Origin of the sequence: Pseudomonas sp. PA-5-4B (genome assembly GCF_021606215.1) — a bacterium.
Classification (GTDB): Bacteria; Pseudomonadota; Gammaproteobacteria; order Pseudomonadales; family Pseudomonadaceae; genus Aquipseudomonas; species Aquipseudomonas edaphica.
The window spans coordinates 72,503-96,498 of the sequence record NZ_WKDB01000015.1; the positions used below are offsets into that span (position 1 = coordinate 72,503).

Annotated in this window: 39 protein-coding genes and 1 tRNA gene; 19 read left to right on the forward strand and 21 right to left on the reverse strand. The window is 57.4% G+C overall.

Annotated elements, in window-relative coordinates:
* The first annotated feature begins 39 nt into the window (after positions 1–39).
* On the forward strand, positions 40–918 hold the full coding sequence (locus tag GIW28_RS09865; RefSeq protein ID WP_236458920.1) for a DNA adenine methylase: 879 nt from the start codon (positions 40–42) through the stop codon (positions 916–918).
* 117 nt (positions 919–1,035) lie between these two features.
* On the opposite strand, the gene GIW28_RS09870 is transcribed toward GIW28_RS09865, so the two are convergent.
* The gene (locus GIW28_RS09870) at positions 1,036–1,239 is read right to left on the reverse strand and encodes a hypothetical protein (protein ID WP_053256761.1); all 204 of its coding nucleotides are present in this window, start codon (positions 1,237–1,239) and stop codon (positions 1,036–1,038) included.
* Positions 1,240–1,498: 259 nt separating this feature from the next.
* On the opposite strand from GIW28_RS09870, the gene GIW28_RS09875 reads away from it, so the two are divergent.
* Both GIW28_RS09875 and GIW28_RS09880 read left to right on the forward strand, forming a co-directional pair.
* A complete protein-coding gene (locus GIW28_RS09875) occupies positions 1,499–1,825 on the forward strand; it encodes a DUF2388 domain-containing protein (RefSeq protein ID WP_236446907.1) in 327 nt (108 codons plus the stop codon).
* Between the two features lie 154 nt (positions 1,826–1,979).
* Positions 1,980–2,249, forward strand: a complete 270-nt coding sequence (locus tag GIW28_RS09880; protein WP_236446909.1) for a superinfection immunity protein — start codon at positions 1,980–1,982, stop codon at positions 2,247–2,249.
* 77 nt (positions 2,250–2,326) lie between these two features.
* Here the strand turns inward: GIW28_RS09880 and GIW28_RS09885 are convergent, their stop codons facing one another.
* A complete protein-coding gene (locus GIW28_RS09885) occupies positions 2,327–2,644 on the reverse strand; it encodes a DUF1654 domain-containing protein (protein ID WP_236446911.1) in 318 nt (105 codons plus the stop codon).
* A gap of 381 nt (positions 2,645–3,025) precedes the next feature.
* On the opposite strand from GIW28_RS09885, the gene GIW28_RS09890 reads away from it, so the two are divergent.
* From GIW28_RS09890 to GIW28_RS09905, 4 genes are all read left to right on the forward strand, one after another.
* Positions 3,026–3,313, forward strand: coding sequence for a hypothetical protein (locus tag GIW28_RS09890; RefSeq protein WP_236446913.1), 288 nt, complete (start codon positions 3,026–3,028; stop codon positions 3,311–3,313).
* 456 nt (positions 3,314–3,769) lie between these two features.
* On the forward strand, positions 3,770–4,132 hold the full coding sequence (locus GIW28_RS09895; protein ID WP_187601568.1) for a hypothetical protein: 363 nt from the start codon (positions 3,770–3,772) through the stop codon (positions 4,130–4,132).
* Positions 4,129–4,443: a hypothetical protein gene (locus tag GIW28_RS09900; protein WP_236446915.1), complete on the forward strand. Its 315-nt coding sequence runs from the start codon at positions 4,129–4,131 to the stop codon at positions 4,441–4,443. The genes GIW28_RS09895 and GIW28_RS09900 overlap by 4 nt, the downstream gene beginning before the upstream one ends.
* An 81-nt stretch (positions 4,444–4,524) precedes the next feature.
* Positions 4,525–4,848, forward strand: coding sequence for a hypothetical protein (locus tag GIW28_RS09905; protein WP_236446917.1), 324 nt, complete (start codon positions 4,525–4,527; stop codon positions 4,846–4,848).
* On the opposite strand, the gene GIW28_RS09910 is transcribed toward GIW28_RS09905, so the two are convergent.
* Positions 4,832–5,059: a hypothetical protein gene (locus GIW28_RS09910; RefSeq protein WP_236446919.1), complete on the reverse strand. Its 228-nt coding sequence runs from the start codon at positions 5,057–5,059 to the stop codon at positions 4,832–4,834. The genes GIW28_RS09905 and GIW28_RS09910 overlap by 17 nt on opposite strands.
* 98 nt (positions 5,060–5,157) lie before the next feature.
* Between GIW28_RS09910 and GIW28_RS09915 the strand changes: the two genes are divergently transcribed.
* Together GIW28_RS09915 and GIW28_RS09920 are read left to right on the forward strand one after the other, a co-directional pair.
* Positions 5,158–5,469, forward strand: a complete 312-nt coding sequence (locus tag GIW28_RS09915) for a hypothetical protein (protein ID WP_236446921.1) — start codon at positions 5,158–5,160, stop codon at positions 5,467–5,469.
* 28 nt (positions 5,470–5,497) lie between these two features.
* On the forward strand, positions 5,498–5,851 hold the full coding sequence (locus GIW28_RS09920) for a hypothetical protein (protein ID WP_236446923.1): 354 nt from the start codon (positions 5,498–5,500) through the stop codon (positions 5,849–5,851).
* Between the two features lie 9 nt (positions 5,852–5,860).
* Here the strand turns inward: GIW28_RS09920 and GIW28_RS09925 are convergent, their stop codons facing one another.
* The gene (locus GIW28_RS09925) at positions 5,861–6,097 is read right to left on the reverse strand and encodes a hypothetical protein (protein WP_236446925.1); all 237 of its coding nucleotides are present in this window, start codon (positions 6,095–6,097) and stop codon (positions 5,861–5,863) included.
* A gap of 70 nt (positions 6,098–6,167) precedes the next feature.
* Here GIW28_RS09925 and GIW28_RS09930 point away from each other — a divergent pair, with 70 nt between their 5' ends.
* The gene (locus GIW28_RS09930; protein ID WP_236446927.1) at positions 6,168–7,091 is read left to right on the forward strand and encodes a DNA cytosine methyltransferase; all 924 of its coding nucleotides are present in this window, start codon (positions 6,168–6,170) and stop codon (positions 7,089–7,091) included.
* Here GIW28_RS09930 and GIW28_RS09935 read toward each other — a convergent pair.
* Both GIW28_RS09935 and GIW28_RS09940 read right to left on the reverse strand, forming a co-directional pair.
* Positions 7,088–7,546: a hypothetical protein gene (locus GIW28_RS09935; protein WP_236446929.1), complete on the reverse strand. Its 459-nt coding sequence runs from the start codon at positions 7,544–7,546 to the stop codon at positions 7,088–7,090. The two genes, GIW28_RS09930 and GIW28_RS09935, sit on opposite strands and share 4 nt — an antisense overlap.
* A 3-nt stretch (positions 7,547–7,549) precedes the next feature.
* On the reverse strand, positions 7,550–7,714 hold the full coding sequence (locus GIW28_RS09940) for a hypothetical protein (protein ID WP_236446937.1): 165 nt from the start codon (positions 7,712–7,714) through the stop codon (positions 7,550–7,552).
* A gap of 91 nt (positions 7,715–7,805) precedes the next feature.
* Here GIW28_RS09940 and GIW28_RS09945 point away from each other — a divergent pair, with 91 nt between their 5' ends.
* The 6 genes from GIW28_RS09945 (at position 7,806) to GIW28_RS09970 (ending at position 10,587) form a co-directional block, all read left to right on the forward strand.
* The gene (locus GIW28_RS09945; RefSeq protein WP_329606430.1) at positions 7,806–8,105 is read left to right on the forward strand and encodes a DUF4406 domain-containing protein; all 300 of its coding nucleotides are present in this window, start codon (positions 7,806–7,808) and stop codon (positions 8,103–8,105) included.
* Positions 8,102–8,551, forward strand: coding sequence for a hypothetical protein (locus tag GIW28_RS09950; RefSeq protein ID WP_236446939.1), 450 nt, complete (start codon positions 8,102–8,104; stop codon positions 8,549–8,551). The genes GIW28_RS09945 and GIW28_RS09950 overlap by 4 nt, the downstream gene beginning before the upstream one ends.
* A gap of 80 nt (positions 8,552–8,631) precedes the next feature.
* Positions 8,632–8,961, forward strand: a complete 330-nt coding sequence (locus GIW28_RS09955) for a hypothetical protein (protein WP_236446940.1) — start codon at positions 8,632–8,634, stop codon at positions 8,959–8,961.
* Between the two features lie 49 nt (positions 8,962–9,010).
* Positions 9,011–9,190: a hypothetical protein gene (locus GIW28_RS09960; RefSeq protein WP_236446941.1), complete on the forward strand. Its 180-nt coding sequence runs from the start codon at positions 9,011–9,013 to the stop codon at positions 9,188–9,190.
* A gap of 72 nt (positions 9,191–9,262) precedes the next feature.
* Positions 9,263–9,475 carry a hypothetical protein gene (locus GIW28_RS09965; RefSeq protein ID WP_059404374.1) on the forward strand — a complete coding sequence of 71 codons (213 nt, stop codon included), beginning with the start codon at positions 9,263–9,265 and terminating at the stop codon, positions 9,473–9,475.
* Entirely contained in the window at positions 9,475–10,587 is a 1,113-nt protein-coding gene (locus tag GIW28_RS09970; protein WP_236446944.1) for a phage integrase Arm DNA-binding domain-containing protein, read from the forward strand. The genes GIW28_RS09965 and GIW28_RS09970 overlap by 1 nt, the downstream gene beginning before the upstream one ends.
* A gap of 89 nt (positions 10,588–10,676) precedes the next feature.
* Here GIW28_RS09970 and GIW28_RS09975 read toward each other — a convergent pair.
* The 9 genes from GIW28_RS09975 to thrS form a co-directional block, all read right to left on the reverse strand.
* Positions 10,677–10,753 (reverse strand) — tRNA-Pro (locus GIW28_RS09975).
* Between the two features lie 90 nt (positions 10,754–10,843).
* On the reverse strand, positions 10,844–11,200 hold the full coding sequence (locus GIW28_RS09980) for a MerR family transcriptional regulator (RefSeq protein ID WP_003219935.1): 357 nt from the start codon (positions 11,198–11,200) through the stop codon (positions 10,844–10,846).
* Positions 11,181–11,483: an integration host factor subunit alpha gene (gene ihfA / locus GIW28_RS09985; RefSeq protein ID WP_002553164.1), complete on the reverse strand. Its 303-nt coding sequence runs from the start codon at positions 11,481–11,483 to the stop codon at positions 11,181–11,183. The genes GIW28_RS09980 and ihfA overlap by 20 nt, the downstream gene beginning before the upstream one ends.
* 3 nt (positions 11,484–11,486) lie before the next feature.
* The gene (pheT, locus tag GIW28_RS09990; protein WP_176991857.1) at positions 11,487–13,865 is read right to left on the reverse strand and encodes a phenylalanine--tRNA ligase subunit beta; all 2,379 of its coding nucleotides are present in this window, start codon (positions 13,863–13,865) and stop codon (positions 11,487–11,489) included.
* A gap of 26 nt (positions 13,866–13,891) precedes the next feature.
* On the reverse strand, positions 13,892–14,908 hold the full coding sequence (gene pheS, locus GIW28_RS09995) for a phenylalanine--tRNA ligase subunit alpha (protein WP_034117607.1): 1,017 nt from the start codon (positions 14,906–14,908) through the stop codon (positions 13,892–13,894).
* A gap of 109 nt (positions 14,909–15,017) precedes the next feature.
* Entirely contained in the window at positions 15,018–15,374 is a 357-nt protein-coding gene (gene rplT / locus GIW28_RS10000) for a 50S ribosomal protein L20 (protein WP_003174975.1), read from the reverse strand.
* A gap of 27 nt (positions 15,375–15,401) precedes the next feature.
* The gene (gene rpmI, locus GIW28_RS10005) at positions 15,402–15,596 is read right to left on the reverse strand and encodes a 50S ribosomal protein L35 (RefSeq protein WP_002553160.1); all 195 of its coding nucleotides are present in this window, start codon (positions 15,594–15,596) and stop codon (positions 15,402–15,404) included.
* Between the two features lie 59 nt (positions 15,597–15,655).
* Entirely contained in the window at positions 15,656–16,207 is a 552-nt protein-coding gene (gene infC / locus GIW28_RS10010) for a translation initiation factor IF-3 (RefSeq protein ID WP_015884933.1), read from the reverse strand.
* A complete protein-coding gene (gene thrS, locus GIW28_RS10015) occupies positions 16,207–18,129 on the reverse strand; it encodes a threonine--tRNA ligase (protein WP_017138778.1) in 1,923 nt (640 codons plus the stop codon). The genes infC and thrS overlap by 1 nt, the downstream gene beginning before the upstream one ends.
* A gap of 365 nt (positions 18,130–18,494) precedes the next feature.
* Here thrS and GIW28_RS10020 point away from each other — a divergent pair, with 365 nt between their 5' ends.
* A complete protein-coding gene (locus tag GIW28_RS10020; RefSeq protein ID WP_236447243.1) occupies positions 18,495–18,809 on the forward strand; it encodes a hypothetical protein in 315 nt (104 codons plus the stop codon).
* 289 nt (positions 18,810–19,098) lie between these two features.
* A complete protein-coding gene (locus GIW28_RS10025) occupies positions 19,099–19,311 on the forward strand; it encodes a cold-shock protein (protein ID WP_003234260.1) in 213 nt (70 codons plus the stop codon).
* Between the two features lie 74 nt (positions 19,312–19,385).
* On the opposite strand, the gene GIW28_RS10030 is transcribed toward GIW28_RS10025, so the two are convergent.
* Together GIW28_RS10030 and GIW28_RS10035 are read right to left on the reverse strand one after the other, a co-directional pair.
* Positions 19,386–19,706 (reverse strand): I78 family peptidase inhibitor, encoded by a 321-nt coding sequence (locus tag GIW28_RS10030; protein WP_017138776.1) that lies wholly within the window; start codon positions 19,704–19,706, stop codon positions 19,386–19,388.
* A gap of 143 nt (positions 19,707–19,849) precedes the next feature.
* Positions 19,850–20,158 carry a hypothetical protein gene (locus GIW28_RS10035; RefSeq protein WP_026013818.1) on the reverse strand — a complete coding sequence of 103 codons (309 nt, stop codon included), beginning with the start codon at positions 20,156–20,158 and terminating at the stop codon, positions 19,850–19,852.
* A 172-nt stretch (positions 20,159–20,330) separates the two neighbouring features.
* Here GIW28_RS10035 and GIW28_RS10040 point away from each other — a divergent pair, with 172 nt between their 5' ends.
* The gene (locus GIW28_RS10040; RefSeq protein WP_017138774.1) at positions 20,331–20,543 is read left to right on the forward strand and encodes a hypothetical protein; all 213 of its coding nucleotides are present in this window, start codon (positions 20,331–20,333) and stop codon (positions 20,541–20,543) included.
* A 33-nt stretch (positions 20,544–20,576) separates the two neighbouring features.
* Here the strand turns inward: GIW28_RS10040 and GIW28_RS10045 are convergent, their stop codons facing one another.
* Genes GIW28_RS10045 through GIW28_RS10060 form a run of 4 tightly spaced genes read right to left on the reverse strand, consistent with a single transcriptional unit; the run spans position 20,577 to position 23,996 of the window.
* Positions 20,577–21,605, reverse strand: a complete 1,029-nt coding sequence (locus GIW28_RS10045) for a nucleoside hydrolase (RefSeq protein WP_236447242.1) — start codon at positions 21,603–21,605, stop codon at positions 20,577–20,579.
* A 26-nt stretch (positions 21,606–21,631) separates the two neighbouring features.
* Positions 21,632–22,036 carry a D-ribose pyranase gene (gene rbsD, locus GIW28_RS10050; protein WP_017138772.1) on the reverse strand — a complete coding sequence of 135 codons (405 nt, stop codon included), beginning with the start codon at positions 22,034–22,036 and terminating at the stop codon, positions 21,632–21,634.
* A complete protein-coding gene (gene rbsK / locus GIW28_RS10055) occupies positions 22,033–22,950 on the reverse strand; it encodes a ribokinase (protein WP_236447241.1) in 918 nt (305 codons plus the stop codon). Before rbsK ends, rbsD begins: the two co-directional genes overlap by 4 nt.
* Before the next feature lie 23 nt (positions 22,951–22,973).
* Positions 22,974–23,996 (reverse strand): LacI family DNA-binding transcriptional regulator, encoded by a 1,023-nt coding sequence (locus tag GIW28_RS10060; RefSeq protein ID WP_099549915.1) that lies wholly within the window; start codon positions 23,994–23,996, stop codon positions 22,974–22,976.

Sequence of the window (23,996 nt, forward strand, 5' to 3'; positions counted from 1 at the left end):
GATAAACTGGGGCTCAGACGCCTCAAAGGATGAGATGAAATGTACTCCAACAAGCTATACAGCCCCTTACGCTACCCCGGCGGGAAGGCTCGCTTTGCGCCTTTCATTGCTGAGGTAATGCGGGCTAATGGCCTGGCGGGCGGACACTATCTCGAACCGTTTGCTGGCGGGGCCGGCGTAGCCCTTGAGCTTCTTTTCGACGGTCATGCAACTCATATCCATGTCAATGATCTCGATCCGGCCGTATTCTCCTTTTGGTCAGCCGCGACTTCCGATCCTGACGGAATCCTAAAGCTGCTCAGAGACACGCCAATCAATATGGAGCAATGGCACCACTGGCGTTCCGTGATGCTTGGTCAAAACCCTGATCTATCCCTTGCAGAGAGGGGTTTTGCAACGCTTTTTGTGAACCGTACGAACCGATCCGGCATCCTCAAAGGTGGAGTTATCGGGGGGAAGGCGCAGACTGGCGCCTACAAACTCGATGCTAGATTCAGCAAAGACATGATCGCTGCCAGACTGGAACGAATCGCGCTGAATGCAGATCGGATTTCGGTATATTGCGAGGATGCCTTTCTTTTGCTTGGCCGCGCCGCAGAGTTTCTGCCTGACCAATCGCTGATCTACCTTGACCCTCCCTACTATGTTAAAGGCCGCGGCCTATACCGAAACTTCTACAAGCACGATGATCACCTACAAATTGCTCAATTGCTGCAGTCTCCTGACTTCCAGAGGCCATGGGTAGTTTCGTACGATAGCGCGCCGGAAATCTGCGAGATGTACAGCCAGAACGAGGCACTGACTTACGGACTGCACTACACCGCTCAGGCTCGATATGTAGGCGATGAGGTCATGTTCTTCAAAGAAGGTATATCTGTGCCTGATGCGGAAATCCCTAGAGCCACCGTGGCCGCCTAACTCAAAGCCCGGCCCAGCGCCGGGCTTCTTGTATCTGAGAGCAGACCAAGCGTGAAGATGTTTGGTCATAGAGCAGTTTTCAAGGTGGGCCGCTCGAGGCGCTCCCACCCAAATAGATCATCTAAGAGTGCTTGCTAGAAACTCGCCCGCTTTGCGAATCAGTTTTCTCCATTCCTCCTCTGTTATAAGGCCGGCACGCTCCATCTCATCGGCTCTCGTGAGCAATATAAAATACTTGTCCTCGACGTCCTGTTCATTTACAGCCTGATATAGAAGATCCCTCCAGGCTTTTACAGCCGAACGACGAATCTCGTTACGCATTTTAGCACCTGGTGATATTCACTAGATGACACTGGTGGCTCAAGCTGATCAAGGAGTCCACGGTAGATTAGATGCGTGATATCAATATGACATCACATAGCGTCGCAAATTTTTTTTTCGGAAGGGGCCCGGGGCTCGTCCATTTCATCTAGGCGGCGAGACTACTTCAAGCATGGGCCCAGCGACGGGCTTCTTATTTCTGCCAAGCGCCCTAGCCTGCTATTGTGGCGCTCCCTGGACGCAATGGAAGCAACGAAGAATGGACTCATGGAAGACCCTGGCAATCGCCCTACTTGCATCGGTCAGCACGCAGGCCGTATCAGGTGATGGTGCCAACCCTATCGCTGCCGCGATATTTCTCACAATTTGCGCGCCGACCCTTTTAATTGGGGCTACCACGTCTCTCACGACCGAACCGCCTGAGATTTTCAAGTCAGCCAAGACGGATGCCCTGGCGTTCATTGGCTCGGACGGCGAGATTCGTGGTGCTGAGTTTGAGCAGGCGTCCCGGCATTATCGTTCAGCCTACACTTCGCCTCATATGTCTGACATGCAACTGGCGCAGGCGATAGCGACCTCGTTCTGATGTCGACCTAGGGCTACCCGCAGTGCCGGCCTTCTCGACCCTAACTATCGAACGGATAGTTTTTCTTCGGTTCACTATCCAAATTCACCCATGTACATTGATGTCATTACGCCGCTTACCGGCGTGATCGTATTCATTCGTAGGGGGCGGATCGGTGAAAGTTTTTTCGCTTGGTATGCTGATCCCACTATGCGGATTCAGCTATTTAGGTATTAGCGGCGGCAACGAGGTCGCGCTATTTGCCAATATTCTCTTCTTCTCCAGCGCTACGGTTTTGTATTTCTATCCGTCGATATGTGCAATCGGCCAGGCCAGGAAGGTGCGCATATCGGTATTCAAGCTGAACCTGCTAGCTGGGTGGACGGGTATCGGTTGGTTGTTGGCGCTTTACAGAGCTTTAGTTTTTTCGGCTGCGGACGAATGAGTTGGCGGTGCGCTTCTCGTATCTGCCATTCCTGATCTGAACCCTAAGCCCGCCAAGCGCGGGCTTTTTCATGCCTATCAGAACGGCGCCGCCTCTTCTTCTGGCTGAAACTCGACCTCTCCCCTCCCCGCTACCTCGACTTCCTGCTGCTCCCATCTCACCGTCACGCTGCCGTCGTCATTGAGTGTCAGCTCCAGTTCGTTCGTCTCGGCGATTACGCTCAGTACCTCTTCCCACTCCCGATCCCCATCCGTGTCCAGACGATGAATCGTCACCCAGCGCTGCGCCTGGGCCACGGGGTGGTTGATCATCGATGACACCCTCAATCCCAGCCGTTCCATCCCCGTCATTTCTGCCCGTGCCGAGCCCGTCGGGCTTCCCTTCTGCTTAGCCATAACCACCTCACAATAATGCTGTACATACATACAGTAAGCAAAATAAACACAAGCGTGCTTGCATTCAAATCACAAGCATGCTTTTATAAATGCAAGCCGACTTGTGCTTCTCCACAAGCACAGAACGCCCACCGCTCTTTAACAACCAGCGCAACAAACAACAGACCGCATTGCCTCTACCGGCGACCGGCGAGCACACAGGCCCGAAAGCCTGCCAACGACAGGGAAAACCTTGTACGGCTGCTCGATGGTGAAACGCCAGAACCGAGTGTGTGACCCGGCAAGCAATGCGCCCCGCCCCTTCCGGCGGCAATAGGACGGACGGCATCACTGAAGCACCTTCTCGCGAGGGTGCTTTGGGATGACAGAGAGGATAGGAATATGAAAAGCGTCGCTGAAGATCTACCGAAAGTAGAAGCGCCTTCACTGCAAGCACGCATAGAGGCGGCACTTATGACGCTGGCTTGCCAGGGCGATCCAGGGTTACGGACAAAGCTTAGCCTGATGTACCCCAGTCAAGACATCGACAAGCAGAGCTGCTTGAAGTTTGCGACGATCGTTCTCAGTCGGACAATAGCTGCTTCATTACAAGCTTTGCCTCTTCTGGCGACTGAGAAGACTTCGAAAGAATTAGCTGAATATCTCGCTTCAGAATTTCGATGCCCGTAACTGCATGCCACATACCGTTTTCAACTCGTATGGCATCCCCGACCCTGATTGCGTCATCGCTCTCGTAGTACTTCGGGCATGAGTCGTCAAAGTCATATCCGTACTTCAGTTTGAATTTGCGCATGGCAAGTTCGCCCTCCTTTGCAGGTTGTGTTGTGTGAGAGCGCTCAGCCTAGCGCAAAGCCCGTCACCTGGGCAGTGGTGAGCAGGCCGGCGGCCACTTCATCTCAGCACGGAGGATTGGCAGCCATGTAAACGCTCAGATACCTGCACGGCCCCAAAGGGCTCTGCCGGCTTGTCACGTACGGAGGCGTTTGTGACAAAACGAAAAGCCCGGTTTCGACTGGGCTTTTTTACGCCTCGCCTTTATCCGTCAGCACCCTCCCCTGCGCCCACCGGCACACCCAGGCGGTCAGGCTGCTGACGAATAAACGCAACCACAACCAAGGAGTCGGCATGAACTCAGCCATCCAACAAAGCCAAGCCGTTCTGCAGGCCCTGCGCGCCCGCGTTCAGCTTTCCACTTCGGAGATGTACGTGATGATCGGTCGCGAAGAACCTGTGAAGGTGCCGCGCTTCAACGTGGTGCCGCTCGGCAAGAACTTGTTCGATGTGGTAGAGCGCTCCAGCGGCGTATCTCGTGGCGCACGCACCGGCCACGACGGCGCTTGCCAGTACGCCGATCAGCTCGAGCGCAACGCCGACTTCTTCGATTCCGCCAAGGCGACATCGCGCCGTTTCGGGCGCCTGGTGCTGCGCTGGACGGTTGGCTTCGCCGTCATGCTCGCGGTGTTCGCCTACTACGGTGCGCAGCAATGATCGGTGTGCCAATGCCCAACCCTCGGGATTCGATCATCGAAAACCTGAACCAACAACTGGACGCCTACTTTGGTGCCGGCAAGACCGCTCAGGTAATTCCGAACGGCGTGGGTGTCGATGGCCCCTTCAATGGCACCACGGCGCACCACGAACGCCTCCGGAAAGAACGCGACAAGTTGGCGCCTGCAGTGCGCGCCGAAGCCGCCAAGGGTGTGGTAGCCAGCGTGGCAGCAATGAACCTGGGCATGCACATCAAACGCGTGATGCTGATCGCCCAGGAGAACGGCTTTAAATTTGCCGATACACCATGAGGCGCATTAGCAAGATCGCCGCGGCGCGGCGCCGGCCTACATGGCTGGCTATACCGGCAAGTGAAATAGAAGAGGTAGGCCATGGCCAAGGACAACGCGCAGATCCAACGGGACAAGCGCTCGAAAGAGAAGGCACTGCTCGAGCGGATCGGCGCCGAGAAGCGAACGCTGATTGTCTCGAAAGCGCTCGATGATGCACTTCAGGTGCTGGGCGCTCGCCACGACTTTGAGGAGTGGCAGGAAACGCTTTCGACATTCCTGATCAACCTGGCAGCAGCCACTGCCGAGGAATCGGCCCGATTCGCCAACATGTCGCGACCTGCTTTTGAGATTTCAGTAAAGCAGTCGCGACAGCTTCTGGACTTCAGAAAGACCGGACCGGAATCGGTCAATCCTTCAGAATGACGTTCCCACCACCAGCTCGAGCGATATCGATCAACTGGTTCTGCATCAGCAGACCAACTTCAATGATGGTTAATTGGGAGCCTCCGCGCTTGGCGCAAATGGCCAGATCAACAAGCTGGTTTGGCATTTTTCCCCGGGCTGAAATCTCAAGGCCCGCGCCTGCGGAAAGCAGCTCTTCCAACTGGTTCTGCATTTTTGTCGCGATAGTCATTCTTTCTCCTTGATCCGGCTCCATGCCGGTCACCCGTAATACCCCATATCAACGAATCACGCCAGCCGGCGAGGCAGGCGCACGCTTGGAGATAACCCATGAGCATCCCCGCAAGTGCTTTGAGCGATGAAGAGTGCCTGCACTACGCGGCGCTTGAGCCCGCCGCCGCTGCTGAGCTTACCCGGCGTTTTACCGCGCAATGTATTGATCCTGGCGCCGAGGCCGAGAGTCTTCGCGATGATATCCGCATGCTTGAAAGCCAGGCTGATGATGCTGAAGACGAGCTGGATCGCCTTCGAGACTATGCCGAAGAGGCTCGCAGCTACATCAGGCGCGCAATGAATCACGACGAGCACGAAGAGCTGCCGGTGAGCAAGCTTCTTCAGAAAGCCCTCGATTGCCTGGAGTAAGGCCATTACCACTTTTGCAGTGTTTCGAATGAGCGAGAACTGGGCTCGCGAAGAGGCCAAAGAGCACACGCCCACCTTCAAAAATGAGGGCGGTAAGCGCATCGACCTGACCGTTTCACAATGGGAGGCCGAGGTGGAGGTTCAGGTGGCCAAGATCATGGCGGGAAAAAAATGCGTGCGCCTGTCGCCGATGTTCGACGCCCCCCAGTACGCCCAGCAGTTCATGGACATGGCCCGAAAGAGCATAGTCTGTCGCGACCTGAAGATCAGGACCAAGGCCGTCCTGGTCGACGCCAAGAAAAAGCCGATCCTGAATGCCAAAACTGGTGCGCCAAAGGTTGGGTTTGCTGACTGGGTGCCGGAGGCGACTTACGCCGCCTGACAGCACTGATTAGCGAGCTACGCGCCCAGCAATAAGCCTGGCTCCGACCTCGCGCCCAGCAACCTGCGCCAGGCCACGGTCAACATAGGTTCGGTCACCCGCAACAACCGGCACCACCACCTCACCACCACGCTTTACCTCGACGTTGATACGCCAGGTCTCCCGGCCCTCATCGTTCTTGTCGCACTCCATGTAGTTCCAAACCTGAAAGCCTTCGATCTCATCGTAAATATCGTGCTTTGTCATGGTCCAGCCCATTTAGAGGAAGGCGCCATCGTAGCACCACGCCCCGGGCCCAGCCCGACAAGGACTTCCTATGCTCACAGCAATTGACTTGTTTTCTGGTTTCGGCGGATGGACCCGCGGTGGGAAAGACGCCGGGCTCAACGTCCTCTGGGCAGCCAACCACTGGCCATCCGCTGTGGAGTGGCACACCAAGAACAACCCGGAAACCCAGCATGTATGTCAGGACCTGCACCAAGCTGATTGGTCGCAGGTGCCGAAGCATGACGTGATGCTGGCCTCTCCCTGCTGCCAGGGCCACACCAAGGCGCGGGGCAAGGCATCAGGCAATCCACAGCACGATAACTCACGCTCGACAGCTTGGGCGCCAGTGGCGAACGCAGAGGTCAACCGACCGGACTTCGCCGTGATCGAGAACGTGCCGGAATTCATGGACTGGATCTTGTACCCTGCATGGGCAGATGCCATGCGCCGTCTGGGCTACTCGTTGGCACCGCACATCGTGGATTGCGCCGACCTCGGCGTTCCCCAGCACCGGGTGCGTCTATTCATGGTCTGTTCCCGCAGCAAGGCTCCGCTTAACCTGCAGCTCCAACAACATCAGCATGTGCCGGCCAGCGAGATTATCGACTTCAACGCCGGCAAGTGGTCGCCGATAATCAAGCCAGGTCGTGCCGAGTCGACGCTGAGCCGCGTGAAGAATGGCCGGAAGCGATTTGGCGAGCGGTTTGTGATGCCCTACTACGGTTCAGGGTCAGGCCTCACCGGCCGGAGCCTGGACCGCCCGATTGGCACTATCACCACACTGGACCGCTGGGCCATTGTCGATGGTGACCGTATGCGAATGCTCAGTGCTGACGAAGCTATGTCCGCGCAGTCCTTCCCGAAAGACACACAGCGCCCAGATAACCACCGGCTGACGATGCATATGACTGGAAACGCAGTGCCGCCTCTCGCGGGACAGCGTTTGATCGAAGCTCTGCGTAAAGCAGCCTAGACGAGGCGGGAGTATCCCGTAGACATCGTGACCTCTTCAACCCGAACAATAACGCCCACCGGAATTTCACCGCCATCTACACCGCGTATAGAAACTTCTTTTTCGTCTGGATGTAATGGGTCCTCAAGCTCGTGAGAAACCACACCATATTGGTCGAAAAGAGACTCGTCTAAGTGATACACAAAGCCATGAAACCGATGCCCATGTTCGTCAGATGTCGCGAAGTACTTTGCCACCTCGTAGCTGCGGGAAGTTGAGACAAAACACCCCCCCCACTTGCCATTTTCAATGTGGTGAGCGCGAACAGCATTCTCTTCTGATTGACCAAAGGTGAATGCTCCATCAAAGCGCCACGTCCCATCAAACCTCGGAACAACCTCAATGGCGTTACCTCGAGGCTTTATCTGCCCTTTTGACTCCAAATGCTGTTCGGAGCTCACACCACGATAGAGCATCAATCATTCCTCATTCATTTCGATCGAACTATAAACGCGAGGTCGCCCCATGCCTACAGAAAACCGCAGGCCAGACATCCGCAGCATCGTTACCGACTCGCTCGTCGGCATGATCGCCTCTGTTACTCGAACCACGCCGCCGGCGAACGAGCCGCTGCCGTCATTCATCCAGGCTCCTGTTGATCGAGCAGTTGACCGCATCAGGTCGTTCCTGCTGCCAGGTGTAACCGTCCAGGCCGCCCGCGCCAACCGCGTCTACGTGGCCGGGCCCATGACTGGCATCGAGGACTTCAACTACCCGGCCTTCAATGCCGTGGCCGACCAGCTGCGCGCCCTGGGCTACGAAGTCGAAAACCCCGCAGACCACGGCGTCGTAGAGGGCGCCCAGTGGGCGGACTACATGGCCTACGACCTCACCCGCCTGGGGCTGTGCGGCGTGATCGCGCTGCTGCCGGGCTGGGAGAAATCGCAAGGCGCCAAGCTGGAAGTCCTGATCGCCGAACGCCTCGGTATGACGGTTGTGAATACCCATGATCTGGTAACGAGGGAGGCTGTATGAGCAATCAATGGAAAATGGTGCCGGTTGAACCGACCGAAACCATGGTGATAAACGGTTTCGAGTCGGAGCCGGACGAGTGCTTTTCCGATGAGGAAGTCTGGGAGCAGTACCAAGAGATGAGCGGCTGCCAGCAAGCGGCGTTCCGCGCGAAACTGTGCTGGGCCGCCATGCTCGCCGCCGCTCCGGAAGCGCCTGTCACCAACGAGCGTTCCGACAAGGACTATGCCATTGAGCACGCCGAGTACATGGCGAAGTCTGCCGATGACGTCCTGGCGAAGTTCCAGTCATATGGCCTGGCCCTCTTGGCCGTAGATGAAGGTGGCGACGACGGCAGAGGCGAGTTGTTCGAAGCGATCGATACCGCCCGCGGCGACCTGCAGGAGTCACTGGTAGATCTGCGCAGCATGGTTTACGAGTTCCGCAAGCGCGCCGCCAAATCCCGATAGGAGTACATCCGTACTCCATCCGAAAAACCTGTAACCCCTCCCCCTTCAAAGTCAGCCGCTATAGCGGCAAGGACGAAGCCATGCCTGAAGAAATCAAATTGATCCAGCCAGCCCCGGTCGTGCGCGATGAATACGGCATGTTCGCTCACCCCGATATGCCCGACTTCGACGAGGGCGACGGTGATAAGTGCAAGGCCTGGGTCGTTGCACAGCACTTGCAGGTGAAGATGGTACAGCTCGAATACCACAGCGACGAAGCGGTCTCTGAGCGCTATTTCGAAGCTGGCGACCCGGACTGCAGTTACTGGGAGCCGGATCGCCCAGAAGGTGAAGGCTGGTTCTGCCTGGCCATCCATGACACTGACGACGGCCCGGTCTGCTGGTGGGCGCGCCGAGAGGTGACACCATGATCGCCCCCCTCTGGTTCGCCTACGTCTTCATCTATCGAGTGCACAGGCCATGAAGCGGTTCTTCCGGCGCAAGGTCGAGGCATGGCTGATCCTGCTGGCAGCAAAGATCTTGATTGATCGCAACGTCCAGCGCGCACCAGTTGTATCCCGCCGCGACAACAACGACATGTGGTACATGGCCGAAAAGCTCGACGCTATTTCCCAGCGCATCAGCAAGAACTACCCCTAATCCCAACCCCCTACATGCCTGCCGGTGAGCGGCGGGCTAACTCATGCTGCCAAGCAAGGAAAGGAGCACCCAATGAAAAGAGAGCTGATCAAAATCAGTGAGTTCCAGCGCCGGCGCTGGGGCGAGAATGGGACGCCTCAGTGCCCCCAGGCGATCCGTAATCACATCCGCAACGGAGCGGTGCCCGGCGAGCAGATCGGGAAACTTTGGTACGTTGATTGGACTGCATTCACCCGCTCGGACGGCAACGACCTGGTGGCGATGGTATTGAAAGGAGCTGCATGATGGTCCCTCGGCCGCGCAACAAGGCGAACAAGAACCTACCGCAAAATCTGTACTTCGACGCGCGCCGGTTGACATATCGCTATCGCCGCCCAACGGACGGCAAGTGGTTCCAGTTCGGCAGCGACCGCATCAAAGCGATCGATGCTGCAAAACAACTGAACCTGGAGTTCATGCGCGGAGCTGACTTGGTCGGTGCCGTGCTCTCCGCATCGTCAGAGTCGTTCGCCACATTCCTCGATACTTACGAGCGAGAGGTGCTCCCCCCACGCGAGCTGGCAAAAGGAACCCTAGGGCTTTATGCCGTGCACTTCCGCCGATTCCGGAAACAGTTCGAAGGCAAAGCTGTCGATCAGATCACGATCCGCATAATCGCGGAAATGCTGGACGCCATTACGCCGCGATCGGCGAACCAGTCCAGGGCACTGCTGATCGACATTTTCAACCACGCAGCAGCCAAAGGCCTGTGCCCGGATAACCCAGCGGCCAGCACCATCAATCGGATCGAGAAGAAACAACGCAAGCGGCACACCACAGAGGGGCTGAAAGCAATCAGGGAGAAGTCGCCAGCCTGGCTACAGAATGCAATCGACCTGGCCCTAATTACCGCTCAACGCCGCACCGACATCCTGGATATGCGCTTCGACGGAGTTCGAGAGGGCTTTCTGTATGTGGTCCAAAAGAAAACAGCGAAGGCCAGCGATGCCGCCTGGATACGCTTTCGGGTGACGCCGGAGCTTCAAGCGGTCATCAGTCGGTGCCGCGACGATGTCGTCTCGCCGTACTTGGTGCACCGAAAACCAGATCGGCTTAAGCAGAAGCAGGCACAGACTAAGGACCACTGGACGAAGGTTGAAGAGAGGTATTTGACGCGGGCATTCAAGGAGGCCAGAGAGGCTGCGAACTGCTACGCGGGATGGAAGGAGGAGGAGATGCCAGGCTTCCATGAAGTGCGGGCGCTGTCGCTGCACTTGTACAAGAAAGCAGGAAAGGATGGGCAGAAGATCGCAGGCCATGCGAGCCAGGGCATGACCAAGAACTACCAGCGAGACCACGAGGAAATCATCTGGTCCGAGGCTGTTCCAGACCTAAATATCAGCGAAATCACCGGGTAGTTTTGCGCCAGTTTTGCGCGGGTTTTGCGCAGGCACAAAAAAGCCGATCTATCTGATCGGCTCAAGTGTCTGATTTTACTCAGGAATAATGGTCGGGACGGAGTGATTCGAACACTCGACCCCTAGCACCCCATGCTAGTGCGCTACCGGACTGCGCTACGCCCCGACTAGGCGTGTTACTGGGTTTGCTTCGTAACGAAGCGATCCGGAATATACCGCAAGCTTTTGAAATGTGGAAGTATTTTAAAAGCTTGTATCACTTCTTCAACACCACCAGCACATCTTCGAGTTCGGAGATCATCTGGCGGATCATTTGCTTGTATTGGGTGGTGTCGTCTTTGGCTTCATCACCGGACATACGCTGGCGCGCGCCGCTGATGGTGAACCCCTGGTCGTACAGCAACGCACGGATCTGTCGGATCATCAGCACATCCTGGCGCTGATAATACCGACGGTTCCCGGTGCGTTTGACGGGGTTGAGTTGAGGAAACTCCTGCTCCCAATAGCGCAGCACGTGCGGCTTGACCGCACAGAGCTCGCTGACTTCACCAATGGTGAAGTAGCGTTTGCCTGGGATGACGGGTAGCTCGTCGTTATGACTTGGTTCCAGCATAAGCCTCAACTCGGGCCTTCAACTTCTGCCCTGGACGAAAGGTGACCACACGGCGAGCCGTGATCGGGATTTCTTCTCCCGTTTTTGGATTGCGGCCAGGCCGCTGGCGTTTGTCCCGCAGGTCAAAATTACCGAAACCGGACAATTTGACCTGTTCGTTGTCTTCCAGAGCGTGCCGAATTTCTTCAAAGAACAGCTCGACCAATTCCTTGGCTTCGCGTTTGTTCAGACCCAACTCTTCGTACAGACGTTCCGCCATCTCAGCTTTCGTCAAAGCCCCCATACGTCACTTCCTTAACGTGGCGTTCAACCTTTGTTCGAGCGAGGTGAGGATATTTTGTGTCGTGGTATTCACCTCATCGTCATTAAGAGTGCGCGATGGATGCTGCCAGGTCAAGCCAACTGCAAGGCTTTTTCTATGCGGATCAATGCCTTTACCCTGATAGACGTCAAATAGCCTGAGGTCTGTCAGCCATTCCCCTGCATTTTCACGGATTACGTCCAGAACGGCAGTGGCGGCCACTTCACGGTCGGCGATCAGCGCGAGGTCACGACGCACTTCAGGGAAGCGCGACAACTCGCTGAATTTAGGCATCTTGCCCGACGCCACTTCAGCCAGGACCAGCTCAAAAACAAAGACCGGACGGTCCAGGCCCAATGTTTTCGACAGCTCAGGGTGGATAGCACCGACAAAACCCACCAAACGCCCTTCGCGCTCGATACGTGCAGTCTGGCCCGGGTGCAATGCCGGGTGGCTACCAGGCACAAACGTGAAATCATCCAGTGCACCGGCAAAGCCCAGCACCGCTTCCACATCGGCTTTAACGTCGAAGAAGTCCACGCCATCGCGGCCCTGTGCCCAGCCTTCTGGCAGGCGGCTACCGCAGACAACACCCGCCAGCATCGGCTCTTGCTTGAGGCCGTCGAGTTGACCGACAAAACGCAGGCCGCTTTCGAACATGCGCACGCGGTCTTGCTGACGGTTCAAGTTGTGGGACAACGCTTTCACCAAGCCTGGCCACAGCGACGAACGCATGGCAGCCATGTCATTGGAGATCGGGTTGGCCAACAGCAACGGTTCGACGCCTGGGTTGAACAGCTCAAACTGCTTTGGATCGATGAAGCTATAAGTCACCGCTTCCTGGTAGCCACGGGCAACCAGCAGGCGACGCAACTCTGGCAGGTGCGCACGCGCCTCGGCCTTGGGTTGCGGTGCCAGACGCGCTTGCGGGTAACGAACCGGCAGGCGGTTGTAGCCGTACAGGCGGGCCAGCTCTTCGATCAGGTCGACTTCCAGGCTGATGTCGAAACGATGGCTTGGCACTTCTACGTGCCACTGCCCTTCCCCACCGGCGGAAATACCCAGGCCGAGTGCGGACAGCAGTTGCTCGATTTGCGCAGGTTCAATCACCAGGCCAAGCATTTGCTCGACGCTTTTGGCGCGCAGGGTGATCGGTGCAATCGACGGCAGGAACTGCTCGTTGACGGTCTCGGTGATCGGGCCGGCTTCGCCGCCGGTGATTTCCAGCAGCAGGCCGGTGGCGCGCTCCATGGCTTCACGGGCCAGTTTCCAGTCCACGCCACGCTCGTAGCGGTGCGACGCATCGGTGTGCAGGCCGTAGGAACGCGCCTTGCCAGCGATGGCGATCTGGTCGAAGAATGCGCTCTCAAGGAAAATATCGCGGGTGGTTTCGGACACGCCGCTGTGCTCGCCACCCATCACGCCGGCAATCGCCAGGGCGCGGGAATGGTCGGCAATGACCAGGGTGTCGGCGCGCAGGCTGACTTCCTGGCCGTCGAGCAATACCAGCTTCTCGCCTTCTTCGGCCATGCGCACACGGATGCCGCCATTGATTTCGGCAAGATCGAAGGCGTGCAGCGGTTGGCCCAGCTCCAGCATCACGTAGTTGGTGATGTCCACGGCGGCATCGATGCTGCGCACGTCGGCGCGACGCAGGCGCTCAACCATCCACAGCGGGGTTGGCTTGGACAGGTCGACGTTGCGGATCACACGACCCAGGTAACGTGGGCAGGCGTTTGGCGCCAGTACGTCGACAGGGCGCACTTCGTCGTGGACTGCAGCGACTGCGGCCACCACCGGGCGGGTGACCGGGGCGTTGTACAGCGCGCCCACTTCACGGGCCAGACCGGCGAGGGACAGGCAGTCACCCCGGTTCGGGGTCAGGTCGACCTCGATGCTGGCGTCTTCCAGTTCCAGGTAAACGCGAATGTCCTGACCCACTGGCGCATCGGCCGGCAGTTCCATCAGGCCATCGTTGCCCTCGCCGACTTGCAGCTCGGCCTGGGAACACAGCATGCCGTTGGACTCAACGCCACGCAGCTTGGCTTTCTTGATCTTGAAGTCGCCCGGCAGTTCGGCGCCGATCATGGCAAACGGAATCTTCAGGCCCGGGCGCACGTTTGGCGCTCCGCACACGACCTGGAAGGTTTCCACGCCATTGCTGACCTGGCACACACGCAGCTTGTCGGCATCGGGGTGCTGCTCGGTGCTCAGCACCTCGCCCACCACCACGCCGGTGAAAACACCGGCGGCCGGCGTTACGCTATCGACCTCAAGGCCGGCCATCGACAGACGAGCAACCAGCTCGTCGCGATCTACCTGCGGGCTTACCCAGCCACGCAGCCATTGTTCACTGAATTTCATCCTGCTCTCCTAAAGATTCGTTACGACTAGCGAAATTGCGCGAGGAACCGCAAGTCGTTGTCGAAGAACAGACGCAAGTCGTTCACGCCGTAACGCAGCATGGCCAGGCGCTCAACGCCCATGCCGAAGGCAAAGCCCGAGAACTCTTCCGGGTCGATCCCGGACATGCGCAGCACGTTAGGGTGAACCATGCCGCAGCCCATCACTTCCAGCCAGCCGGTCTGCTTGCAGACGCGGCAGCCTTTGCCGCTGCACATCACGCATTCCATGTCGACTTCAGCGGATGGCTCGGTGAACGGGAAGAACGATGGACGGAAACGCACCGCCAGCTCTTTCTCGAAGAACACCCGCAGGAACTCTTCGATGGTGCCTTTGAGGTCGGCGAAATTGATGTCGCGATCGACCAGCAGGCCTTCGACCTGGTGGAACATCGGCGAGTGGGTGATATCAGAGTCGCTGCGGTACACACGGCCTGGGCAGACGATGCGGATCGGCGGCTTGTTTGCTTCCATGGTGCGGACCTGTACCGGCGAGGTATGGGTGCGCAACAGCATGTTCGCGTTGAAATAGAAGGTGTCGTGCATCGACCGGGCCGGGTGATGGCCTGGGATGTTGAGCGCCTCGAAGTTGTGATAGTCGTCTTCGACCTCAGGACCTTCGGCAATGCCGTAGCCGATGTGGGTAAAAAACTGCTCGATACGCTCCAGAGTCCGGGTAATCGGATGCAGACCGCCCGAGGCCTGGCCACGACCAGGCAAAGTTACGTCAATGGACTCGGCGGCGAGCTTGGCCGCAAGATCGGCCTCCTCGAGCGACGCCTTGCGCGCATTGAGCACCTCGGTGACACGCTCCTTGGCGACGTTGATCAGCGCGCCGACTTGCGGACGCTCTTCAGCCGGCAAATTCCCCAGGGTCTTCATCACCTGAGTCAATTCACCTTTTTTGCCAAGGTAGTGAACCCGGATTTGCTCCAGGGCATTTACATCTTCAGCGCTATGCACAGCCTCAAGAGCTTGGGCAACGAGCGCATCCAGGTTTTCCATGTACAGACTCCAGATACAAAATAGGGGAAGAGCTTGAAGGCTCTTCCCCTATTTATGACGTTTACCACCTTGGGCTACAGGAGCAGCCCAAGGTGACTGTCGGGGGTACTTAAGCCAAGGTGGCTTTAGCTTTCTCGACAATCGCAGCAAACACCGCTTTTTCGTTCACGGCCAGTTCAGCCAGAACCTTACGGTCGATTTCGATGGACGCTTTTTTCAGGCCAGCGATGAAACGGCTGTAGGACAGACCGTTAACACGTGCACCAGCATTGATACGAGCGATCCACAGAGCGCGGAACTGACGTTTTTTCTGACGACGGTCGCGGTAGGCGTATTGGCCTGCCTTGATTACCGCTTGCTTGGCAACACGGAATACGCGTGAACGCGCGCCGTAGTAGCCTTTAGCAAGTTTCAGAATTTTTTTGTGACGCTTACGGGCAATGACGCCACGCTTTACACGAGCCATGAGTTATTCCTCTATTCTTGACTAAAATTAACGAAGGCGCAGCATGCGCTCGACTTTTGCCACGTCAGACGGATGCAGCAAGCTGCTACCGCGCAGTTGACGCTTACGCTTGGTCGACATTTTGGTCAGAATGTGGCTCTTGAAAGCGTGCTTGTGCTTGATACCGTTAGCAGTTTTCAGAAACCGCTTAGCAGCACCACTTTTAGTTTTCATCTTTGGCATGTTCGGTACTCCGCATTCAGTTGATAAACATAATCAGAAGGCCTGCCGTGCCCTGTTGATTACTTCTTCTTTTTCGGGGCGATGACCATAATAAGCTGGCGTCCTTCCATCTTAGGATGCTGTTCGACCGAACCGTACTCGAGCAAGTCAGCTTCAACCCGCTTGAGGAGTTCCATCCCCAGCTCCTGGTGGGCCATCTCACGGCCGCGGAATCGCAAGGATACCTTGGCCCTGTCCCCATCACTCAGGAAACGTACCAGGTTGCGCAGTTTTACCTGGTAATCCCCTTCCTCCGTCCCTGGACGAAACTTGATTTCTTTTACTTGAATCTGCTTCTGGTTCTTCTTCGCTGCGGCAACCTGTTTCTTCTTCTCGAAGATCGATTTGCCGTAGTCCATCACCCGACAAACAGGTGGGATTGCATCGGCGGAGATTTCCACCAGGTCCAATTTGGACTCTTCAGCAATACGAAGCGCTTCATCAATCGAGACGATGCCAATCTGCTCGCCGTCAGCGCCAATTAACCGAACCTCGCGTGCCGAGATATTCTCGTTGATCGGGGCTTTCGGTGCAGCTCGTTTATCTTGTCTCATTTCACGCTTAATAATAATTACTCCGAATCTGGGCGACCACGCCGGGAAACCGCTTGCGCGAGGAACTCAGCGAACTGGGCGACGGGCATCGAGCCCAGGTCAGCACCTTCACGAGTACGCACAGCGACAGTCTGCATCTCGACTTCCCGATCTCCGATAACCAAAAGATAGGGAACCTTGAGCAAAGTATGCTCGCGGATTTTAAAGCCGATCTTTTCATTTCTCAAGTCGGACTTGGCACGAAATCCGCTTTCGTTGAGAGTTTTTTCAACTTCAGCGGCAAAATCGGCCTGTTTATCAGTGATATTCATGATCACTGCCTGGGTCGGAGCCAGCCACGCAGGGAATGCACCCTCGTAGTGCTCGATCAGGATACCGACGAACCGTTCGAACGAGCCGAGGATCGCCCGGTGCAGCATAACCGGGTGCTTGCGGCTGTTATCTTCGGAGACGTATTCGGCTCCCAAACGGATCGGCAGGTTAAAATCGAGCTGCAGGGTACCACACTGCCAGACGCGACCAAGGCAATCTTTCAGCGAGAACTCGATCTTCGGACCGTAGAAGGCGCCCTCACCCGGCTGCAGATCGTACGCAAGGCCCGCGCTATCTAGCGCAGCGGCCAGTGCAGATTCAGCGCGATCCCACAGTTCGTCGGAACCAACACGTTTTTCCGGACGAGTGGACAGTTTCATTTCGACTTCGGTGAAACCGAAATCGCGATAAACATCCATGGTCAGCTTGATGAACGCGGCGGATTCAGCCTGCATCTGCTCTTCGGTGCAGAAGATGTGGGCGTCGTCCTGGGTGAAGCCACGCACACGCATGATGCCGTGCAGCGCACCCGACGGTTCGTTACGGTGGCAGGCACCGAACTCGGCCAGGCGCATCGGCAACTCGCGGTAGCTCTTCAGGCCCTGGTTGAACACCTGCACGTGGCATGGGCAGTTCATTGGCTTGATGGCGTAGTCGCGGTTTTCCGACTGCGTGGTGAACATGTTGTCGGCGTAGTTGGCCCAGTGCCCGGATTTCTCCCACAGGCTGCGGTCAACAACCTGAGGCGTCTTGATCTCCAGGTAGCCGTTGTCACGCTGAACCTTGCGCATGTACTGCTCGAGCACCTGGTACAGGGTCCAGCCGTTCGGGTGCCAGAACACCATGCCCGGCGCTTCTTCCTGGAGGTGAAACAGGTTCAGGCGCTTGCCGATTTTGCGGTGATCGCGCTTTTCAGCTTCTTCGATGCGCTGGATGTAGGCCGCCAGTTGCTTCTTGTCAGCCCAGGCCGTGCCGTAGATCCGCTGCAATTGTTCGTTCTTCGCATCACCGCGCCAGTAGGCACCGGACAGCTTGGTCAGCTTGAACGACTTGAGGAAGCGTGTGTTCGGCACGTGCGGACCACGGCACATGTCGACATATTCTTCGTGGTAATACAGGCCCATGGCCTGTTCGTCCGGCATGTCTTCCACCAGACGCAGCTTGTAGTCTTCGCCACGGGCGGTGAACACGTCGATCACTTCGGCGCGCGGCGTGACCTTCTTGATCACGTCGTAATCTTTTTCGATCAGCGCGTGCATGCGCGCTTCGATAGCGGCCAGGTCGTCCGGAGTGAAAGGACGCTCATAGGCGATATCGTAGTAAAAGCCTTCGTCAATGACCGGGCCGATCACCATTTTTGCCGTTGGGTACAGCTGCTTGACCGCATGGCCAATCAGGTGCGCGCAAGAGTGGCGAATGATCTCCAGCCCCTCTTGATCCTTGGGCGTGATGATTTGCAGGCTGGCATCACCAGTGATCAGGTCGCTGGCGTCAACCAGCTTGCCGTCGACCTTGCCGGCCACGGTGGCCTTGGCAAGACCTGCACCAATGGATGCGGCGACCTCGGCTACGGAAACCGAATGATCGAATGAACGTTGACTGCCGTCGGGAAGAGTAATAGTTGGCATGGCGCCTCCTCTCCTAGTGGTGACCCCTACCAAAGGTCACGTGGGTTGGGATGAGCCAGTACAAGATCCAACACCAGGCCGTTCAATGATGAACGCCTGCCTTACAGCGGCAGGAGCCTTTCGGCCAACCGATAATCGAACCAGAGTGACTGGAGTGAACTCAAAAAACATGGCAAGGCGGCAATGGGCGCGCCTGGAAATAGCCAAGCAGAGGATGCTAGCACAGATGAACGGTCATCGCGCCTGCCGCGCCTGATGAAACATAAAATCCCGTGTTTGATGCCTGTAAAAGTGAACTTGAGCTGTACGAAAGCCCTCAAACCCGCTGAGAATCGCTGTTTGCCCACGAATCAAAGGAGCACTTCATGATGCGCTTTACCTCGACCCTCGCTCTCGCCGCTTCCCTGGCTTTCTTGTCTGTTGGCGCGCACGCCGCCGCCCCTTCGAACTGGCCTGAAGGTGCCCGTGACAACTTCATCAAGGATTGCAGCTCGGCAGCCCAACAAAACGTGGACGCCAAAACCGCCAAAAGCCATTGCGAATGTGGCGCGGACAAGATCAATGCCGAATTGAGCACCGCTGAAATCAAAGAGCTCATGACTAACCCGAACTCCAGCCCCGAGCTAAAAAACAAAGCTGTCGCGGCTATTTCGTCCTGCAAAGTCGTGAAGAAAAAATAACAACGACCACTGATCAGACGGCCATTTGACTGAAAAAACAGCCTGAAAACTGCCATTTCGCACAAATTACGCAGCTTTTACGGCTTTTTTTAACAGCTGGTATTTCGCTGCAAAGCCCCGTAGATCGGGGCTTTCAGCCAACCAAGGCACTAAACGCAACGCTATTGATTAGCAAACAATGCCTTGGGGGGGCTTACAAGCCGAACATTTCGACTATGATACCCCGGTGTGCCCAGTTGGCCTGAGCAGCACAGCACTACTGAAAATATATGTTTCTTGGAGATACACCATGTCTAATCGCCAAACCGGCACCGTTAAATGGTTCAACGATGAAAAAGGCTTCGGCTTCATCACTCCTCAAGGTGGCGGTGACGACCTGTTCGTACACTTCAAAGCTATCGAAAGCGACGGTTTCAAAAGCCTGAAAGAAGGCCAAACCGTTTCCTTCGTGGCTGAGAAAGGCCAAAAGGGTATGCAAGCTGCACAGGTTCGCGGCGAGTAATTCTCCGCTGAGCTAAAAAAAACCCCGTCCATGTGACGGGGTTTTTTATGGGCGCTGCAAAAGCCGGGAGGCGATCAGCCGCAGTTGACCCGCGTGATCACCAGGTTGTCGTCGGTGTTCAGGTTCAGACGGTCGGAGCGGTATTCCAGGGTGATCATGTCGTTAGGCTTGAGGATACGTGCGTTCTGCGCGCCGGCACGGGTACGCGCCTGCTCCAGCAGTTGAGGCGAGGCTTTCTGGCCGATAGCGAATTCGGCAGCCTTCGACTCGCAGCGAGTGTGACCTGCATCGGCAACGGCGGCATCTTTGCCCGGCTCAGGGGCACCCGGGGTGCTGCAACCCGCCAACGCGAGTGCTGCCAACAAAGTACCGAATGATGCGAGCTTCCAAGGCATGAAGCCTCCTATGAAAAAAATGGACAGAGATCGTGCGACAGCGATCTGGCGGTTTGGTTTCAAGACGTAAATCGCCTAAGAGCAAGTCTGCCTGACTCAAGGCGAGCATTCGCCGGATCAATCGTCACCAGATATGAACGAATTCAGTAGATATCGATGTAGTCAAACGGCGGCTTCGGCCAGTTCTGCTGGAGCGCGTTGAAAATCTGCCGGACCCAGACTTCATCGCTGGCCGCGACGTTACCGACATAACCCGAGCCTTTGGCCCAGGTCTCGAGGCGAAACAGCAGGCCGTCGATGTCGACTCCGCCTACGGCCTTCCCGGAAGAAATAAACGCGATACCGCCCTTGGTCACCCGCAACTGGGTGTGCTCGTCGTCACTGGCACTCGCGAGCAACTGGCGCACGGCTTCCAGCGTGAGGTTCTCGGGGTTGTTCAAATCGATCTGCACCTGGTGTCCCCGGCAATTGAATGGGGTAACAGTGTCGCACAGCATCGGCCTCATCCCGAAACGTCTCATGCCTAAGTAGCACTGCCAAACCCTACGCAAAAATGGTTAACTGCCCCGGTTAGAACCGCGTTCCAGCGCATTGCCCAGCCTTCCCGCCCCGTGAGCCCCGACCATGAGTACCGTAACCCTCCAAGCCGACATCAAAGCCAAGTGGCCTCAAGGACAAAGCTCCTACAGCCCCGGAAGCCCGGAGGAGTTGGCCATCATCGGAATCGACCTGCTGGTCAAGGAGCTCGGCACTCAGGCCGCACAGGCGTTCATCGGCCAGGTATTCGAGAAATACCCGGCCGACCACATGGGCGCTCATAACCCCGAGCGCGAATAAGACCCGGCCGGCGAGCGCCGACCGGCAAACACCTTACTTCAGACGGGCCAGGCGCTCGGTCAACAGATCGAAGAAGCCCTGGGCGTCGCCGTTCTCAACCCAGAATGCGTTCTTCGGCTGCTTGAGGCCGTCATACCAGTCGACGACGGTCTGGCCGAAGGTCGGGCCTTCGCGGCTGTCGATCACCACGTTGACTTCACGGCCGCTGAACAGGGAAGGCTTGAGCAGGTAGGCAATCACGGTAGCGTCATGCACCGGGCCACCCGGGATGCCGTAGTGCTCCATGTCGCCCTTGACGTATTCATTGAGAATATCGCCCACCACCTTGCTCGCATTGTTCTTGATGTCGGCAATCTGTTTCAGGCGCGCGTCACTGGTCAGCACCTTGTGGGTCACGTCCAGCGGCAGGTAAGTCAGCTTGACGCCACTTTTGAGCACAATTTCAGCCGCGACAGGGTCCGCGAACAGATTGAACTCAGCCACCGGGGTGATATTGCCGCCATTAAAATGCGCCCCGCCCATCACCACCACTTCCTTGATGCCTTGGGTGATCTCCGGCGCCTGGGTCAACGCCAGTGCCAGGTTGGTCTGCGGGCCGAGCATGGCGATGGTGATGCTGTGAGGCTTGGCGGTGCTCAAGGTCTTGATCAGGTAGTCAACGGCATTGCCTTCGGCCAGGCCTTTTTTCGGCTCATGCACGGCAACCCCGGAAATACCTTCCTTGCCATGGATATTCTCCGCATAGATAGGCGTGCGCAGCATGGGTTTTGGCGCGCCGGCGTACACCGGGATGTCTTCGCGCCCTGCCCACTCGCGGGCCAGGCGCGCGTTGCGGGAGGTCTTGTCGAGGCGCACGTTACCGGCGACGGTGGTCAGCGCACGAATGCTCAGCTCCTGCGGGGACGCCATGGCAAACAGCAACGCCACGACGTCATCGGCGCCTGGGTCGGTGTCGATGATCAGGTCGATTTTTTCCGCCGCGTGGGCGCTGGCTGCGGTGAGTGCGGACAAAAGCAGGACACTCCGAAATAGATTCTTCAGGGCTGGGAGACCACGTTGCATGAAACACTCCTTGTCGTAGGGAAACTCTAGAAGGTAACGCCGGACACCAGCGCGATATTGCAATACGGCTGGCACTCGCCCGTGCGCACCACGGCGCGGGCCTTGCGGCTGAGCTGCTTGAATTCTTCATGGCTGACCAAACGGCGCTCGCCCAAGGCGGCCTGTTCGGTCAACACATTCAGTGGCGTCAGCGCAGGTGGCTGCTTGAGCAGGATTTCCTCGGCCAGCACGTGGCTTTCTACCTGCATCTCGCTGAGCACAATGCGCAAGGTGCTGATGAAATCCGGAATGCCTTGCGTGAGCGCCAGGTCGATCAACTCGACGCCTGGCGGCACTGGCAGGCCGGCATCACCGATCACCAGGATGTCACCGTGGCCGAGGGATGCGATCACGCGCGACAGCGCGATATTGAGCAATGGTGTCTTTTTCATGAGGGCATAAAACCTTGTACGTCCTGCAGCGTAGGAATAGAGGGTTGCGCACCCGCCCGCGTGACCGACAGCGCGGCAGCCACCTGGCCAAACCGGATAGCCTCGGCTTCACTTTTGCCATTGGCCAGCGCCGCGGCAAAACCACCAACAAAGGTGTCACCGGCAGCCGTGGTGTCCACCGCCTTGACCTTGGGCGCCTGCAAGTGCTCGAAACCTTTGCCATCGGCAAACAACGCGCCCTGACTGCCAAGGGTAATAATGACCTTGCCGGCACCCGCCTTGAGCAGCAGCGTTGCGGCAGCCTTGGCGCCGTCGAGTGAATCGACCGTCACACCACTCAAGGCGCTGGCCTCGCTTTCGTTGGGGATCAAATAATCGATCGAGGCATACCATTCCTCTGGCAGCGGGCCACTGGCCGGTGCCGGATTGAGGATCACGGTCTTGCCCAATTCACGACCGCGCTTGAGCGCCTGGCCAACCGTGTTCATCGGCACTTCCAACTGGCAGACAATGACATCTGCTGCCTGCAGTACCGCGTCAGCCGCCTGCAACGACGCGGGCGTGAGCTCACCGTTGCTGCCAGCCACGATCACAATCGCGTTCTGGCTGCTGTCATCCACCACAATCAACGCCACGCCGCTGGAGCCATCCACCGTGCTGACGGCCTGGCAATCGATGCCCTCCACCAGCAGCGCATCACGCAATTGCGCGCCGTAGGCATCCGTGCCCACACAGCCGATCATCGCCACCTCAGCGCCAAGGCGCGCAGAGGCTACCGCCTGGTTGGCACCCTTACCGCCCGGCACGGTGGAAAACGTCTGGCCGATCAGGGTTTCACCGGCGCGCGGCAAGCGACTGGCGCGGGTGACCAGGTCCATGTTCAAGCTGCCTATTACCACTACTTTTGCTGGCATACATCAGTACTCATCAATTCGGTTCAGCGGTATTGGGCGAACACACCGGCAAACGGCGCCGTCGACTCACGCAAAACAATGCTCGGCGTCACGATGCGCTGATCGATCGGCAGTTGGGGTGTTGCAATTCGTCGCAGTAAAAGCTCGGCCGCCGTCTCGCCCAGTTGCACGATCGACTGCCCGACCGTCGTCAGCGCCGGGTACACGTAGCGACCCATTTGAATATCGTCAAAACCAATCACCGACAGCTCGCCAGGCACACGGATATTGCGTTCGGCGGCTGCACGCAACACGCCGAAACCAATCATATCGTTACTGGCGAAAATCGCGCTGGGTGGGTTTTCCGACAGCAGCTGTACCGCCGCGGCATAACCACCGGTGCTGGTGAAATCGCTTTCCTGGGTGCGATTGGCTGGCACTTCCACGCCCGCCTCACGCAGCGCGCGGTGATAGCCGGCAAGACGCATTTGCGCCACGCGGGTATGACTGGGGCCGCCAATGCAGGCGATGTCGCGGTGACCAAGCTCCAGCAAATGCCGGGTTGCCAGGTAGGCACCCTGCTCATGATCGATGCGCACCAGGTCGACATCAATGCCGTCCAGTGCTCGGTCGACAATTACCATGGGGGTGCGCACCGCGCTCAAGCCTGCGGCAAGGCCACTGTCATCGCCGCCCACCGAGGTCACGATCAGGCCGTCGATGCGCTTTTCCAGCAACACGCGCAGATAGCTGCGCTGCTTTTCGGCGTTATCGTCGGAGTTGCAGAGGATCACGCAATAGCCATTACGCTCGCAGTAATCCTCGATACCCCGCGCCAGCTCGGCAAAATACGGGTTAAGGCTGTTGGGCACCAGCAGGCCGATGGTCGCAGTGGTCTTGGCCTTGAGCGAGCGCGCGACGGCACTCGGCACGTAGTCCAGTTGCTTGATCGCCGCTTCCACCTTGATGCGCACAGGCTCGCTGACCGGCCGCGTCTTGTTCACCACATGGGACACAGTGGTGTAGGAAATACCTGCAAGCGCGGCCACATCCTTGATCGTTGCCAT